This is a genomic window from Aminobacter sp. BE322 (genome assembly GCF_050433525.1).
Classification (GTDB): domain Bacteria; phylum Pseudomonadota; class Alphaproteobacteria; order Rhizobiales; family Rhizobiaceae; genus Aminobacter.
In genome coordinates, this window is sequence record NZ_JBNPXB010000027.1 from 1 (window position 1) to 14847 (window position 14847).

At 66.5% G+C, this 14847-nt stretch carries 12 protein-coding genes; 5 read left to right on the forward strand and 7 right to left on the reverse strand.

Annotated elements, in window-relative coordinates:
• The 5 genes from J2X50_RS23250 to J2X50_RS23270 all read left to right on the forward strand — a co-directional run.
• Positions 1-94, forward strand: a 94-nt coding sequence (locus J2X50_RS23250; RefSeq protein WP_429098449.1) for a formate--tetrahydrofolate ligase, incomplete at its 5' end; no start/stop codon positions are given.
• Between the two features lie 399 nt (positions 95-493).
• Complete coding sequence (locus J2X50_RS23255; protein ID WP_429098412.1) at positions 494-1081, forward strand: TetR/AcrR family transcriptional regulator; 588 nt, start codon at positions 494-496, stop codon at positions 1079-1081.
• Between the two features lie 81 nt (positions 1082-1162).
• On the forward strand, positions 1163-2377 hold the full coding sequence (locus J2X50_RS23260) for an efflux RND transporter periplasmic adaptor subunit (RefSeq protein WP_429098413.1): 1215 nt from the start codon (positions 1163-1165) through the stop codon (positions 2375-2377).
• A gap of 11 nt (positions 2378-2388) precedes the next feature.
• Positions 2389-5529: a multidrug efflux RND transporter permease subunit gene (locus J2X50_RS23265; RefSeq protein ID WP_429098415.1), complete on the forward strand. Its 3141-nt coding sequence runs from the start codon at positions 2389-2391 to the stop codon at positions 5527-5529.
• Between the two features lie 29 nt (positions 5530-5558).
• Positions 5559-5966: a TetR/AcrR family transcriptional regulator gene (locus J2X50_RS23270; RefSeq protein WP_429098417.1), complete on the forward strand. Its 408-nt coding sequence runs from the start codon at positions 5559-5561 to the stop codon at positions 5964-5966.
• 84 nt (positions 5967-6050) lie between these two features.
• Here J2X50_RS23270 and J2X50_RS23275 read toward each other — a convergent pair whose 3' ends face one another.
• From J2X50_RS23275 to J2X50_RS23305, 7 genes are all read right to left on the reverse strand, one after another.
• Positions 6051-6686, reverse strand: a complete 636-nt coding sequence (locus J2X50_RS23275; protein WP_429098419.1) for a sarcosine oxidase subunit gamma — start codon at positions 6684-6686, stop codon at positions 6051-6053.
• Positions 6679-9738, reverse strand: coding sequence for a sarcosine oxidase subunit alpha family protein (locus J2X50_RS23280; RefSeq protein ID WP_429098420.1), 3060 nt, complete (start codon positions 9736-9738; stop codon positions 6679-6681). The genes J2X50_RS23275 and J2X50_RS23280 overlap by 8 nt, the downstream gene beginning before the upstream one ends.
• A 2-nt stretch (positions 9739-9740) precedes the next feature.
• Entirely contained in the window at positions 9741-10049 is a 309-nt protein-coding gene (locus J2X50_RS23285) for a sarcosine oxidase subunit delta (protein WP_340036913.1), read from the reverse strand.
• A gap of 17 nt (positions 10050-10066) precedes the next feature.
• The gene (locus tag J2X50_RS23290) at positions 10067-11320 is read right to left on the reverse strand and encodes a sarcosine oxidase subunit beta family protein (protein WP_347966907.1); all 1254 of its coding nucleotides are present in this window, start codon (positions 11318-11320) and stop codon (positions 10067-10069) included.
• 81 nt (positions 11321-11401) lie between these two features.
• Positions 11402-12745, reverse strand: coding sequence for a type III glutamate--ammonia ligase (glnT, locus tag J2X50_RS23295; RefSeq protein ID WP_347966908.1), 1344 nt, complete (start codon positions 12743-12745; stop codon positions 11402-11404).
• Between the two features lie 26 nt (positions 12746-12771).
• On the reverse strand, positions 12772-14100 hold the full coding sequence (locus J2X50_RS23300; protein ID WP_340036916.1) for an FMN-binding glutamate synthase family protein: 1329 nt from the start codon (positions 14098-14100) through the stop codon (positions 12772-12774).
• Positions 14101-14108: 8 nt separating this feature from the next.
• On the reverse strand, positions 14109-14846 hold the full coding sequence (locus J2X50_RS23305; protein WP_429098423.1) for a protein GlxC: 738 nt from the start codon (positions 14844-14846) through the stop codon (positions 14109-14111).
• Position 14847: the final 1 nt, after the last annotated feature.

The window sequence follows — 14847 nt, forward strand, 5'->3', positions numbered from 1 at the left end:
CGGCGAGATCATGACCATGCCCGGCCTGCCCAAGGTCCCCTCCTCCGAGAAGATCTTCCTCAACGAACAGGGCCAGATCGAAGGCCTGTTCTGAGACGACGCTCCCAGGCGCTCCATCCCACCCTCCTGTCCCCCCAGGCCCGGAGCGCCCTTTAAGGCCTGACACCGTGTGTCAGGCCTTCTTTCTTTCCGGTCCCATGTTCGACGCTTCGCCGCTTACGCGATCACGCGCGGCACCCGTCACGTGCGCCGGTCAAAACGCCTTCACTTCATTGTGTGTATGAGGTGAGCCGCAAACGACCTTAAAGGCTACCCGTGCTGGAACGTGGTCGATCCGCTCGCGCGTCCGGCAGCTTGTACAACGGGAACCTGCCGGACGGCCTGGCCGGCGCCTCCACCCACGTCGAGAGTGGCGATTGACATGGAATGCTGCACTGCACATATAATAACCGACCAGTCGGTAATTAATTCGCAGGCAGCGAGGTGCGGGACCGTGGCACGCCCGAGGACGATCGATCAGGACGACATTCTTGACGCGGCAGAGACCGTTGTGGTGCGCGATGGCGCCGCCCAGCTGACGCTGGACGCGGTGGCGGCGCAGGCGGGTATCAGCAAGGCGAGCGTCATCTACGACTACAAATCCAAGCAACAGCTGATCCGTGCGGTGATCCAGCGCCGCGTCCGGATGGAAAACGAGCGGGTCCAGGCCGCGACGTCCGCGTTCGGCACGGCCCCCGATGCCGCGATCCACGGCCTTATCGCAGCTGCCGCCGACGGCCCGCCCGACGATCTGCGCGCGGTGGCGGTCAACCTCGTCTCGGCGTTGGCGCATGACGCGGAGTCTCGCGGGATCATCGAGAAGGCCTATGAGCGGACGATCGCCAGCTTGGCTGCAGGATCGACGAATCCGCGGGGCGCCATCCTGGCCTTCCTCGCGCTCGAAGGCCTGAAGAGGCTGGAACTGCACAAGCTGCATCCCTGGTCCGAGGCCCAGCGCGCAAGCATCCTTCAAGACATCGGCTGGCTGGTGGAGGCCGATCAGCTGAGTACCCCTCGCGACGGCCCGCCCGACGCCGGCTGACAGGCCGTCATCCCCCTAAAACCACTACTTCGAAGCAGTCGCCGTTTCGGCAAACATCAACCTTTCTCCGGATTCCCCCAAATGAAGATTCCCGCCTTGCCGTTGAAGCTCGTCGCGGCCGCCGCCCTCCTAGCCTTTGTCGCCGGTTGCGGCGAGGCAGAGAGTTCGGCCGAGTCCCGGCCCGCCCCGCCGCCGCCCGGTGTCAGCGTCGTCGAAGTCGTTCCCGAGACCCTGCCGATCCTGAACGAGCTGCCGGGCCGCATCGCCCCCACCCGCATCGCCGAGGTGCGGCCGCGCGTGTCCGGCATCGTGCTCGAGCGCGTCTTCGAGCAGGGCAGCATGGTGGAGGAGGGCGACGTGCTCTACCGCATCGACCCGGCCCTGTTCCGTGCCCAGGTGGCGAGCGCCGAGGCGACCTTGCAGCGCGCGCAGGCCGTGCAGTTGCAGGCACGCCAGCAGGCCGACCGGCAGAGCGAGCTGCGCGAGCGCAACGTCTCCAGCGGCCAGCAGCTCGACAATGCGCTTGCCGCACTGGCGCAGGCCGATGCCGACGTGGCGATCGCCACCGCGGGCCTCGCGACCGCCAAGCTCAATCTCGACTATGCCGAGATCAAGGCGCCGATCTCGGGCCGCATCGGCCGCGCCATGGTCACGGAGGGCGCACTGGTCAGCGCCAACGGCCCCGAGAGCCTCGCCACCATCCAGCAGATCGATCCGGTCTATGCCGACTTCACGCAGTCCTCGAACGAACTGCTGCGGCTCAGGCGCGCGCTCGAGAACGGTGCCGTATCGAACGCCGAGGAAAGCGGTGCGCGCGTCACGCTGCGGCTCGACGACGGCAGCGAATATGCCCATCCCGGCAAGCTGTTGTTCCTCGAGGCCGCAGTGGACGCGACCACCGGACAGGTGACGCTGCGTGGCGAGTTCCCCAATCCGGAAGGCGACCTTCTGCCCGGCATGTATGTGCGCGTGCAGATCCAGCAGGGCGTCCAGCAGAACGCCGTCGCCGTTCCGCAGCAGGCGATCCAGCGCGACACCGGCGGCCGGGCGCAGGTCTACGTCGTCAACGACAAGAACGTGGCTGAACTCCGCACCGTTCGAGTCGGGCGCGTGGTCGGCGACCGCTGGGTCGTCGAGGAGGGCCTGAAGGCCGGCGACAAGGTCATAGTCGAGGGCTTCCAGAAGGTCAGGCCGGGCGCCCCGGTCGCCGTCCAGCCGTGGAAGGCTGCGGCCTCCGCCCCAGCAACCGGCGACAGCCGCCCGACCGGGCCGAACAGCACGCCCAAGGCCGGCTAAGGAAACGAAAAATGCCCCAGTTCTTCATCGATCGACCCATCTTCGCATGGGTCGTGGCGATCTTCATCATGCTCGCCGGCGTGATCGCCATTCCGTTCCTGCCGGTGGCGCAATATCCCAACGTGGCGCCGCCCCAGGTCACCATCTCGGCGAACTACGCGGGTGCTGCGCCCGAAGACATCTACCAGAGCGTCACGCGTCCCATCGAGGAAGAGCTGAACGGCGTCGAAGGGCTGATGTACTTCGAGTCGACCTCCGATTCCTCGGGTATGATCAGCATCACGGCGACCTTCGCGCCGGGTACCGACAACGGCCAGTCGTCGATCGACGTGCAGAACGCGGTGCGCCGTGCCGAGCCGCGCCTGCCGCAGGTCGTCAAGCAGGTCGGCATCCGCATCGAACAGGCCGGCACCGGCTTCCTGATGATGGTCGCGGTGACCTCGACGGACGGTTCCCTCGACGTCGTCGGCCTCGGCGACTATCTCAGCCGCAACGTGCTCAGCGAAATCCGGCGCATCGACGGTGTCGGCAGTGCGCAGCTGTTTGCGACCCAGCGCGCGATGCGCATCTGGATCGACCCCGACAAGATGGTCGGGCTCAAGCTCACGACCGACGACATCACCAACGCGATCCGCTCGCAAAACGCACAGGTCGCCGCGGGCCGCATCGGCGCCGACCCCAATCCGATCACCCAGCAGATCTCGGCCACCGTCCTGGTCAAGGGCCAGCTGACTTCGGCGGAGGAATTCGGCTCGATCGTGCTGCGCGCCAATCCCGACGGCTCGTCCGTCCGCCTGTCGGACGTCGCGCGCATCGAAGTCGGTGCCGAGAACTACAATTTCTCCACCCGCCTCAACGGCAAGCCGAGCGCCGCAATCGCCGTGCAACTGTCGCCGACCGGCAACGCGCTTGCCACCTCCGAGGCGGTGCGGGCGAAGATGGACGAGCTTGCGCGCTACTTCCCTTCGGGCATCGAATACGCCATCCCCTATGACACCTCGCCGTTCGTCAAGGTCTCGATCGAGAAGGTGATCAGCACGCTCGTCGAGGCGGTGCTGCTCGTCTTTGCGGTGATGTTCCTGTTCCTGCAGAACTTCCGCTACACGGTCATCCCCACGCTTGTGGTGCCCGTGGCGCTGCTCGGAACCTGTGCGGTGATGCTCGCCACCGGCTTCTCGATCAACGTGCTCACCATGTTCGCCATGGTGCTTGCGATCGGCATCCTGGTCGACGACGCCATCGTCGTGGTCGAGAACGTCGAGCGCATCATGGCCGAGGAAGGCCTGTCCCCACGCGAGGCCACGCGCAAGGCGATGAAGCAGATCTCGGGTGCGATCATCGGCATCACCGTGGTGCTGACGGCCGTGTTCGTGCCGATGGCATTCTTCCCGGGCGCGGTCGGCGTCATCTACCGGCAGTTCAGCCTGACGATGGTGGTGTCGATCCTGTTTTCCGGGTTCCTGGCACTGTCGCTCACGCCGGCGCTCTGCGCCAGCTTCCTCAAGCCGATCGGCAAGGGCCACCACGAGAGGAAGGGCTTCTTCGGTTGGTTCAACCGTGGCTTCGACCGAACGACGCGCAGCTACACGTCAAGCGTCGGCTGGGTGGTGAAGCGCGCCGGCCGCTTCATGATCATCTACCTCGCGCTGCTCGCCGGTCTCGGCTGGGCCTTCATGCAGCTGCCCACGTCCTTCCTGCCCAACGAGGACCAAGGCTACCTGATCGTCGACATCCAGGGGCCGCCGGAATCGAGCAGCAACCGCACCGGCGCGATCGCCGAGCAGGTCGAGAAGGTGTTCATGGGCGAGGAAGCGGTCGACCGCATGATCGTGGTGCGCGGCTACAGTTTCTCCGGCGCGGGCCAGAATGCCGGTCTCGCCTTCGTCACGCTGGACGACTGGAGCGAGCGCGGCGAAGAGAACTCGGCCGCCGCCATCGCCGGCCGTGCGAACAAGGCGCTGTACCAGATGAAGGACGCGGTCTCGTTTGCGCTGTCGCCGCCGCCGATCCAGGGCCTCGGCACGTCCAACGGCTTCACCTTCCGTCTGCAGGACAGGTCGGGCCGTGGCCAGCAGGCGTTGCTCGCAGCGCGAGACCAGCTGATGGCGGCCGCCGCCAAGAGCGAGATCGTCACCGGCGTGCGCGTCGAGGGCATGCCCGATGCCGCCCAGGTCAATCTCCTGATCGACCGCGAGAAGGCCAACACCTTCGGTGTGACCTTCGCCGACATCAATTCGACGATCTCGGCCAATCTCGGCTCGGCCTATGTCAACGACTTCCCGAACGCCGGCAGGATGCAGCGCGTGACGGTGCAGTCGGACGCAGGCCGACGCATGCAGACCGAGGATCTTCTGAACCTCAACGTCCGCAACGCCCATGGCGGCATGGTTCCGCTGTCTTCCTTTGCCGGCGTCGAGTGGCAGAAGGGACCGGCCCAGATCGTCGGCTACAACGGCTATCCATCGGTGCGCATCAGCGGTCAGGCCGCCGCCGGCTACTCATCGGGTGCCGCCATCGCCGAGATGGAGCGCCTGGCCGGAGAGCTGCCCGCCGGCTTCGGCTACGAATGGACCGGCCAGTCGCTGCAGGAGATCCAGTCAGGTGCGCAGGCCCCTGCACTGATCGGACTCAGCATCCTGTTCGTGTTCCTGCTGCTCGCGGCACTCTACGAAAGCTGGTCGATCCCGATCTCGGTCATCCTGGTCGTGCCGCTGGGCGTGCTAGGCTCGGTGCTCGCGGTCATGTACATGGGCATGCCGAACGACGTCTACTTCAAGGTGGGCCTGATCGCGATCATTGGCCTTTCGGCCAAGAACGCGATCCTGATCATCGAGTTCGCCAAGGACCTGCGCAGGGAAGGCATGTCCCTTGTCGATGCGACGATCGAGGCGGCCAAGCTGCGCTTCCGGCCGATCATCATGACCTCGCTGGCCTTCAGCCTGGGCGTCGTGCCGCTGGCGATAGCCACCGGCGCCAGTGCCGCCAGCCAGAATGCCATCGGCACGGGCGTGCTGGGCGGCATGATCTCGGCGACCGTGCTCGCGGTCTTCTTCGTGCCCGTCTTCTTCGTGTTCGTCATGAAGCTGTTCGGCCGCGGCAAGACCCAGTTACAGGCAGCCGCGCCGGAAGCGGTGCAGGTTCCGGCCGAATGAACGAGCGAGGCAGGGAGCCGGCCGCCCGCTTGCCGGCTCCATCGCCGGATGCCGACCCGAAGCTCCGGCTCTATCGCGCGGCGGTCGCCGTTGCCCTGGAGCAGGGCTTCGGCAAGGTCACGCTCGACGCCGTCGCCCGCGAGGCGGGCTTCAGCAAGGGTGGCCTGCTGCATCATTTCGCCAGCAAGAACGAGCTGATCCGGTCGATGCTGGCGCACTATTCCGACCCGGCGAACGGACAGGACCAAGGGGACGTCGGCGTCGACCCGCTCGCGGTTGCAGCTCTCGTCGCAGCGGCAGAGGACACCTCGCTGCTGGAGGCGATCAGCGACAGCCTCGATGTGGCGACGGCTTACAAGCCGGAGGCTTGCACAGGGGAAACCGGCCCGGAGCTCGCACGCAGCTTGGTCAACAGGCTTCGGCTGCGCGGCGCCTGACAAGCGGGGACGTCGCGCAGTCGCAAGAAGAAGGCCCCGCTCCTCGAGAGCGGGGCTTTTTCGCTTGAAGACCGATGCCGGTCGCTATGCGGCGCGGGTGCTTGTCGCTTCGAAGCCGTATTCCATCGAAGAATCGGCGATCACGTGCCACAGGCTGTCGGCAAAGCTGGTGAAGACCAGCATGTTGTAGACCGGATGGCCGTCGGAGCCGTCGGCGTCGCGCCAGAAGTTGACGGCGGTATGGTCGACCGAGGTGTTGGCCGCAGTGCCCACGGGAAAGACGCTGTCATGCAGGTCGAGCGACGAGAACTTCGCAATCACATCGCGCGCCCGTGGGCCCGAAACACGGATCAGGCAGCGGCCGTCGCACTGGTCCGACAGCGAAGCCACGCCCGCGAATGCCTTGTTCATGGCGTCGAGCTGGGCAGCCTCGTCGCTGCGCGGCGCAAAGACCGTGAACTGGTCGGGACCCGACCAGATCAGGGCGGCGCCCTTGCCGGCGACGGCCTTGGGCGAAGCCGGCGGCTCGACGCCGAACAGCTTCTTTGCCGCCTTGGCTGTGTCGGCGGCCTTGCCGCGACGGGCCATCACCTGCATCAGCACGAGGTCGCGCACTTCGGTGAGCGTGACGCCCGCCGCCGCAGCACCTGTCGCGCCGTGACGCCCGAGAACGAGGGCCTTGGCGAGCGGCGTCTGGGTGTTCCAGGAAAAATCAGCCACGCTGGCGCACTCCCTCGGGATCGTAGAAGACAGGATTGCAGATCTCGGCCTCGTAGTCCTCGCTCCGCAGCGGATCGAAGATGCGGACGATCTCGCCGATGCGCTCGCGTCCGCGCTCGACCAGACCGAGGCCGATCCACTGCTGCAGCATCGGCGAATAGCAGACCGAGGTGACATAGCCCTGGTCGGTTTCGGGACCGGCGATCGCGCCCTTGGGCATGACATGGGCGCCCGAGCGCAGCCGGCGCTTTGCGTCCACCGGCTTGATGCCGACGACGACCTGGCGGTCGGGCGCGGTCAGCGCCGGCCGGCCGGCCATGACGCGGCCGATGAAGTCCTTCTTCTTGGACATCATCTTGCCAAGGCCGAGATCGTCGGCGGTCGTCGTGCCGTTGAGCTCGGGACCGGCGACGTGGCCCTTCTCGATGCGCATCACGCCCAGCGCTTCGGTGCCGTAAGGCGTGACGCCATAGGGCTTGCCGGCGATCATCAAATTCTCGGCCATCGCCGCGCCGTAGCGCGCCGGCACCGAGATCTCGAAGGCCATTTCACCTGAGAACGAGATGCGGAACAGGCGGGCGACAACGCCGCCGCGCAGCTTGACCTCGCGAGCGCCCATGAAGGGGAAGCCTTCGTTGGACAGGTCCTCGCTCGGATCGACCAGCGCCTGCAGGAGCTTGCGCGTGTTCGGGCCGGCGATCGAGAATTGCGCCCACTGGTCGGTGGCTGACGACAGCTGCACGTCGAGTTCGGGCCAGAGCACCTGGCGGCAGAATTCGAGATGCGCCATGACCGGGCCGGCCTTGGCCGTGGTGGTGGTCAGGAAATAGTGGTCCTCGGCGAGGCGCGAGGTCGTGCCGTCGTCCATGACGATGCCGTCCTCGCGCAGCATCAGGCCGTAGCGGGCCTTGCCGACACCAAGCGCGGAGAAGGCGTTGATGTAGACGCGGTCGAGGAACGTGCCGGCGTCTGCACCGCGCACGTCGACCTTGCCGAGCGTCGAGACATCGCAGAAGCCGACGCTGTTGCGCACGGCGAGCACTTCGCGCGTCACCGATTCCAGCCAGTCCTTCTCGCCCGGCTGTGGATACCACTGCGCGCGCTTCCAGAGACCCGTGTCGACGAAGACCGCGCCACGGGCGGCTGCCCAGTGATGCGATGGCGTGAGCCGCCAGGCATGGAAGTTCTCGTCGCGGTGGTGGCCGGCGAGCGCGCCGATGGCGACCGGCGCGTAAGGCGGCCGATAGATTGTCGTGCCGGTCTGCGGGATGGTGCGGCCGGTGGCGTCCGCCATGATGGCGAGGCCGGTGATGTTCGAGGTCTTGCCCTGGTCGGTCGCCATGCCGAGGGTGGTGTAGCGCTTGAGGTGCTCGACGCTCTCGAAGCCCTCGCGCTGCGCCAGCGTCACGTCGGAGGCGGTGACGTCGTGCTGGAAGTCGACGAAGGCCTTGCCCTTGGCCTTGACCTGCCACAGCGGCGAGATCGCATAGGCCTCGTCACCGGCCTCGGCTGCGTTGCCGGCATTGCCGGCGGCACCGCATTCGGCGGCAGCCGCGGCGCCCGCCGCATGGCCGTCCCGCAGGCAGGCGCCGAGCGAGAACTCGCCATTGGCCGCACCGGTCAAGCGCATGCCCTTCGGCGCATCGCCCGGTACGAAGGCCGCGATGTCGTCGCGCCACACCGGCTTGCCGCGATGGAAACAGGAGAGGCCGACATTGGGGTTCCAGCCGCCCGAGACGGCCAGGCAGTCGGCGTCGATTTGCTGGGTGCGGCCATTGCCGTCGGTGACGATGACGGCGCGCACGCCGTCGACGCCGCCCTTGACGTCGGAGACACCACCGGAAATCACCCGCAGGTCCGACAGTTCGGCAACCGCCTGGTATTCGGCAGGCACCTTGCCGCGCGGATCGATGACGGCAGCGATGTCGCCGCCGGCCTGCTGGATCGCCTCGACCGTGCGCCAGCCGTCGTCGTTGTTGGTGAACAGCGCCACCTTGCGGCCCGGCATCGCGGCGAAGCGGTTGACATAGGTGCGCACGGCGGACGCCATCATCACGCCGGGACGGTCATTGCCCGGGAAGACGATCGGCCGTTCGATGGCGCCGGCGGTGACTACCGAGCGCTTGGCGACGATGCGCCAGACGCGCTGCCGCACCTGGTGCGGACCCGGCACATGCACATGGTCGTTGACGCGCTCGAGCGCTGCGTGGACGCCGCCGTCATAGACGCCGAACAGCGCCGTGCGGGTCAGGACGCGGACATTGGGCAGGCCTGCGAGTTCGTCGCTGGCGCGGCGCACCCACTCCTCGGCATGCATGCCGTCGATCTCGCCGCCGTCGCTGAGCAGGCGTCCGCCGACACGGCTGTCTTCCTCGACCAGGATGACGCGCGAACCCGCGCGGCCGGCGGCGAGCGCCGCCGAAAGACCGGCCGGGCCGGCACCGACGACCAGCACGTCGCAATGCGCCCAGGCCTTGTCGTAGTGGTCGGGATCAGGCAGCTCGGCGCTCTTGCCGAGGCCGGCGGCGCGGCGGATCAGCGGCTCGTAGATCTTCTCCCAGAACTTCGCCGGCCACATGAAGGTCTTGTAGTAGAAGCCGGCGACGAAGATCGGCGCGGCCAGCTGGTTGATCGACATGAAGTCGCGGCGCAGCGACGGCCAGCGGTTCTGGCTGTTGGCGATCAGCCCGTCATAGAGCTCCTGCGTGGTCGCGCGGGTGTTGGGCTCCTTGCGGGCGCCGGTGCGCATCTCGACCAGCGCGCTCGGCTCTTCCGAACCGGCGGTGATGATGCCGCGCGGGCGATGGTACTTGAACGAACGCGCCACCAGCTTGACGCCGTTGGCAATCAGCGCCGAGGCCAGCGTGTCGCCGGCGAAGCCGGTCATCGTCTGGCCGTCGAAGGAAAACTGCAGCGGTGCCTTGCGGTCGATGAGGCCGCCGCTGCGCAGGCGGTGCGACTGGCTGGCCGAGGCGGCCTGGCTGCGTGCGCTGGCGGCGCTTTCCACTGCGGCCGTCCTGCCGAGCGACTCGGATTGGGAATAGCCCGACATGGTCACTCTCCTGCCTGCGCCGGCTTGGCTGCGCCAGCACCTGGGGCCGCCTTCACCGATATGAATTCGTGGGTCACCGTGTTGCGCTCGGCGATGAGCCAGGAGCGGCAGCCGCCGCCGTGGTACCAGTACTCGCGCATGACCCCGGCCACGTTGTCGCGCAGGTAGACGTAATCGTAGAAGGCGTCCTCGACGAGTTCGGGGCTATCGCCGCCGTCGATGGCGAAGGTGGGCCGCTTGGGCGAAGCGTCGCCGAGATAGGTGAACTCGCCGTTCTCGCGTTCGCCGCAGAAGGGACATGCAATACGCATTTCCGGGAATCTCGCTTTCAGTGCAGGTTTGGCTGGGCGCCCTGGCCCTTTTCGTCGATCATCGCGCCGCGGCGGAACCGGTCGAGCCGGAAGCGCGCCGCCTCGTGATGCGGCTCGTCGCGGGCGAGCAGATGGGCGAAGACCAGGCCGGAGGCCGGCGTCGCCTTGAACCCGCCGTAGCACCAGCCGGCATTGAGGTAGAGGCCGTCGATCGGCGTCTTGTCGATGATCGGCGTTCCGTCCATCGACATGTCCATGATGCCGCCCCACTGGCGCAGCATGCGGACGCGGCCGATCATCGGCATCACCGCCATGCCGCCTTCGCAGACGTCCTCGATGACGGGCATGTTGCCGCGCTGGGCGTAGGAATTGTAGCCGTCGAGATCGCCGCCGAAGACAAGGCCGCCCTTGTCGGACTGGCTGATATAGAAGTGGCCGGCGCCGAAGGTGATGACGCCCGGGATCAGCGGCTTGATCGCCTCGGAGACGAAGGCCTGCAGCACGTGGCTTTCGATCGGCAGCTTCATGCCGGCCATGGCCGCCACCTTCGAAGTGTTGCCGGCGACCGCCATGCCGACCTTGCCGGCGCCGATCTTTCCGCGCGTGGTTTCCACGCCGGTGACCTTGCCGTTCTGGTCGCGCACGAAGCCGGTGACCTCGCAATTCTGGATGATGTCGACGCCGCGCTGGTCGGCGGCGCGGGCATAGCCCCAGACCACCGCGTCGTGGCGGGCGGTGCCGGCGCGGCGCTGCAACAGGCCGCCCATGATCGGGAAGCGCGGGCTGTCGTAGTTCAGGAACGGCAGCTCCTTGCGGATCTGCACGGCGTCCAGCAACTCGGCATCGATGCCGTTGATGCGCATGGTGTTGCCGCGGCGGGCGAAAGCGTCGCGCTGGGCGTCGGAGTGATAGAGGTTGATGATGCCGCGCTGGCTGACCATCGCGTTGTAGTTCAGGTCCTGCTCCATGCGCTCCCAGAGCTTCATCGACAACTCGTAGAAGCCGGTGTTGCCGGGCAGGCCGTAGTTGGAGCGGATGATGGTGGTGTTGCGGCCGGCGTTGCCGGAGCCGATCCAGCCCTTCTCCAGCACCGCGACGTTGCGGATGCCGTATTCGTGGGCAAGGAAATAGGCGGTCGCGAGGCCGTGGCCGCCGCCGCCGATGATGACCACGTCGTAGTGGCTCTTGGGTGCCGGATCGCGCCAGGCTCGGGTCCAGCCCTTGTGGCCGGACAAAGCGGCCTTGGCGAGTGAGAAGATCGAATATTTCATCGCATGAGTTCCGGCGAAATTTGACACGTGCTTGGACTGCGCCCGACCCGAAGGCCGGGCGCAGTGCCTGGTGCTGGCGCCTCAGACGTCCAGCGTGTGGTCGCGCTCCCACTGGGTGAAGTGCGAGGCGTAGGAGTTCCACTCCTGGGTCTTGAGCTTGATGAAGGCGGAGGAGAAGTCCTCGCCCATCGAAGCCTTGAGCTCGGTGTCCTCGTCATAGGCGCGGAGCGCGTCGAGGAGGTTGAGCGGCAGCTTCGCGCCGTGGGTCACCGTGTGGCCTTCCCGGTACATGTCGACATCGCTGCGCGGGCCGGGATCGGCCTTGGTGCGGATGCCGCTGAGGCCGGCGGCGATGATCACTGCCTGCATCAGGTAGGGGTTGGCCGCGCCGTCCGGCAGGCGCAGCTCGAAGCGGCCGGGGCCGGGCACGCGCACCATGTGGGTGCGGTTGTTGCCGGTCCAGGTCACCGTGTTCGGCGCCCAGGTGGCACCCGAGAGGGTACGCGGGGCGTTGATGCGCTTGTAGGAGTTGACGGTCGGGTTGCAGATGGCGGCGAGCGCCGAGGCGTGCTTCATGATGCCGCCGAGGAAGTGCCTGCCCTTCTCCGACAGACCCAGCTCCATGCTCTTGTCGGCGAAGGCGTTGTTCTTGCCGGTCAGGTCCCACACCGAGATGTGGGCATGGCAGCCCGAGCCGGTGAGGCCCTGGAAGGGCTTCGGCATGAAGGTTGCGCGCAGGCCATGCTTTTCGGCGATCGAGCGGACCATGAACTTGAAGAACGAGTGCTTGTCGGCGGTGGCCAGCACGTCGTCGTATTCCCAGTTCATCTCGAACTGGCCGTTCGCATCCTCATGGTCGTTCTGGTAGGGCTTCCAGCCGAGGTCGAGCATCGCGTCGCAGATCTCGGCGATGACGTCGAAGCGGCGCATCACCGCCTGCTGGTCGTAGCAGGACTTGGCTGCGGTATCGTGCTCGTCGGCGATCTGCTTGCCGTCGGGCGTGACCAGGAAGAACTCCGGCTCGACGCCGGTCTTGACGCGCATGCCTTCCTTGGCGGCTTCGGCGACCAGGCGCTTCAGCGTGTTGCGCGGGGCCTGCGAGACCCCCTTGCCTTCCATCAGGCAGTCCGAAGCGAGCCAGGCCACTTCGGGACGCCAGGGCAGTTGGATGACCGAGGACGGATCCGGCACGGCCAGCATGTCTGGATGTGCCGGCGTCAGGTCCAGCCACGTCGCGAAGCCGGCGAAGCCGGCTCCCTCTTTCTGCATGTCTCCGATGGCCTGGGCGGGCACCAGCTTGGCGCGCTGACCGCCGAACAGGTCCGTGTAGGAGACCATGAAGTACTTGATGTTGCGAGCCCTTGCGAACTCCTTGAGGTCAGTCACCTCGGACTGGTCGATTTTGGCTTCGAAGGCCGTTCCCATGAATTGCTCCTCCCAATCCTTGTGGTTTAAAAGGCACCCTTCCCCGGTACCCAGTTTGTCCCCGCAAGCGGCACGCCGGCCATGGCGGCTGCCTCGATCGTCAGAGCGCAGAGATCCTCAGGCTCGAGATTGTGCAGGTGATTCTTGCCGCAGGCGCGAGCAATGGTCTGTGCCTCGAGCGTCATGACCTTCAGGTAATTCGCCAGACGGCGGCCCGCCGCGATCGGATCGACGCGCTTCATCAGCTCGGGATCCTGCGTGGTGATGCCGGCCGGGTCCTTGCCCTCGTGCCAGTCGTCATAAGCACCGGACGTGGTGCCAAGCTTCTGGTATTCGCTCTCCCAGCGCGGATCGTTGTCACCCAGTGCGACCAGAGCCGCGGTTCCGATAGATACTGCATCGGCGCCGAGTGCGAGCGCTTTGGCCACGTCCGCGCCATTGCGTATGCCACCGGAGACGATCAGCTGGACCTTGCGGTGCATGCCGAGGTCCTGCAGTGCCTTCACCGCCGGACGGATGCAGGCGAGCGTGGGTTGGCCGACGTGTTCGATGAACACTTCCTGCGTCGCGGCGGTACCGCCCTGCATGCCGTCGAGCACGACGACGTCGGCGCCGGCCTTCACTGCAAGTGCCGTGTCGTAGTAGGGGCGCGCGCCGCCCACCTTGACGTAGATCGGCTTTTCCCAGTCGGTGATCTCACGGATTTCGAGGATCTTGATCTCGAGGTCGTCCGGACCGGTCCAGTCGGGGTGGCGGCAGGCCGAGCGCTGGTCGATGCCCTTGGGCAGCGTGCGCATCTCGGCGACGCGATCGGAGATCTTCTGGCCCAGCAGCATACCGCCGCCGCCCGGCTTGGCGCCCTGGCCGACCACGATTTCAATGGCGTCGGCACGGCGCAGGTCGCGCGGGTTCATGCCGTAGCGCGACGGCAGGTACTGGTAGACCAGCTGCTTGGAGTGGCCGCGCTCTTCCTCGGTCATGCCGCCGTCGCCGGTGGTGGTCGACGTTCCCGAGAGGGTGGCGCCGCGGCCGAGGGCTTCCTTGGCCGGGCCCGACAGCGAGCCGAAGCTCATGCCGGCGACCGTGACCGGGATCTTCAGTTCGATCGGCTTCTTGGCATAACGGGTGCCGAGTACCACCGAGGTGTCGCAGCGTTCGCGATAGCCTTCCAGCGGATAGCGCGAGATCGAGGCGCCAAGGAACAGCAGGTCGTCGAAGTGCGGAACCTTGCGCTTGGCACCCGAGCCGCGGATGTCGTAGATGCCCGTCGCTGCGGCGCGACGGATTTCGGACATCGCGTATTCATCGAAGGTCGCCGACTTGCGGGGCGTCGTCGGAGGATTGTGATAGCTCATTTTGTTCCTCAGTAAGCGTCGGCGTTGTCGATGTTGAAGTTGTAGAGCGTGCGCGCCGAACCGTAGCGCGTGAACTCTTCGGGCTTGACGTCGCTGATGCCGGCGCGGTCGAGCAGATCCTTCAGGATGGTGATGTGCTCGGGGCGCATCTCCTTCTTGATGCAGTCCGCGCCGAGGCTCTTGACCTTGCCGCGCACGAACAGGCGGGCTTCGTAGATCGAGTCGCCGAGTGCGTCGCCGGCATCGCCCAGCACCACCAGGTTGCCCGACTGGGCCATGAAGGCCGACATGTGGCCGATGTTGCCGCGGACGACGATGTTGATGCCCTTCATCGAGATGCCGCAACGCGACGAGGCGTTGCCCTCGATGAGCAGCAGGCCGCCGCGGCCGGTGGCGCCGGCATACTGGCTGGCGTCGCCCTTCACGACGATGGTGCCCGACATCATGTTCTCGCCGACGCCCGGGCCGGCCGAGCCGTGCACGGTGATGGTGGCGTTCTGGTTCATGCCGCCGCAATAGTAGCCGACACTGCCCTGCACATCGATGGAGATCGGGTGCTCGGCGCCGACGGCGACCGCATGGCTGCCCTTCGGATTGAGAACCTCCCAGTTCGGCTCGCCGGTCGCGTCCTTGACCTCATGGAGGGCCTGGTTGAATTCGCGCAGCGTGTTCTTCGACAAGTCGAAGACCTTGGGCGCGTAGTTGACCTCGTGCAGGGGGGCCGTCGCAAGATTCGTTGAATGCATA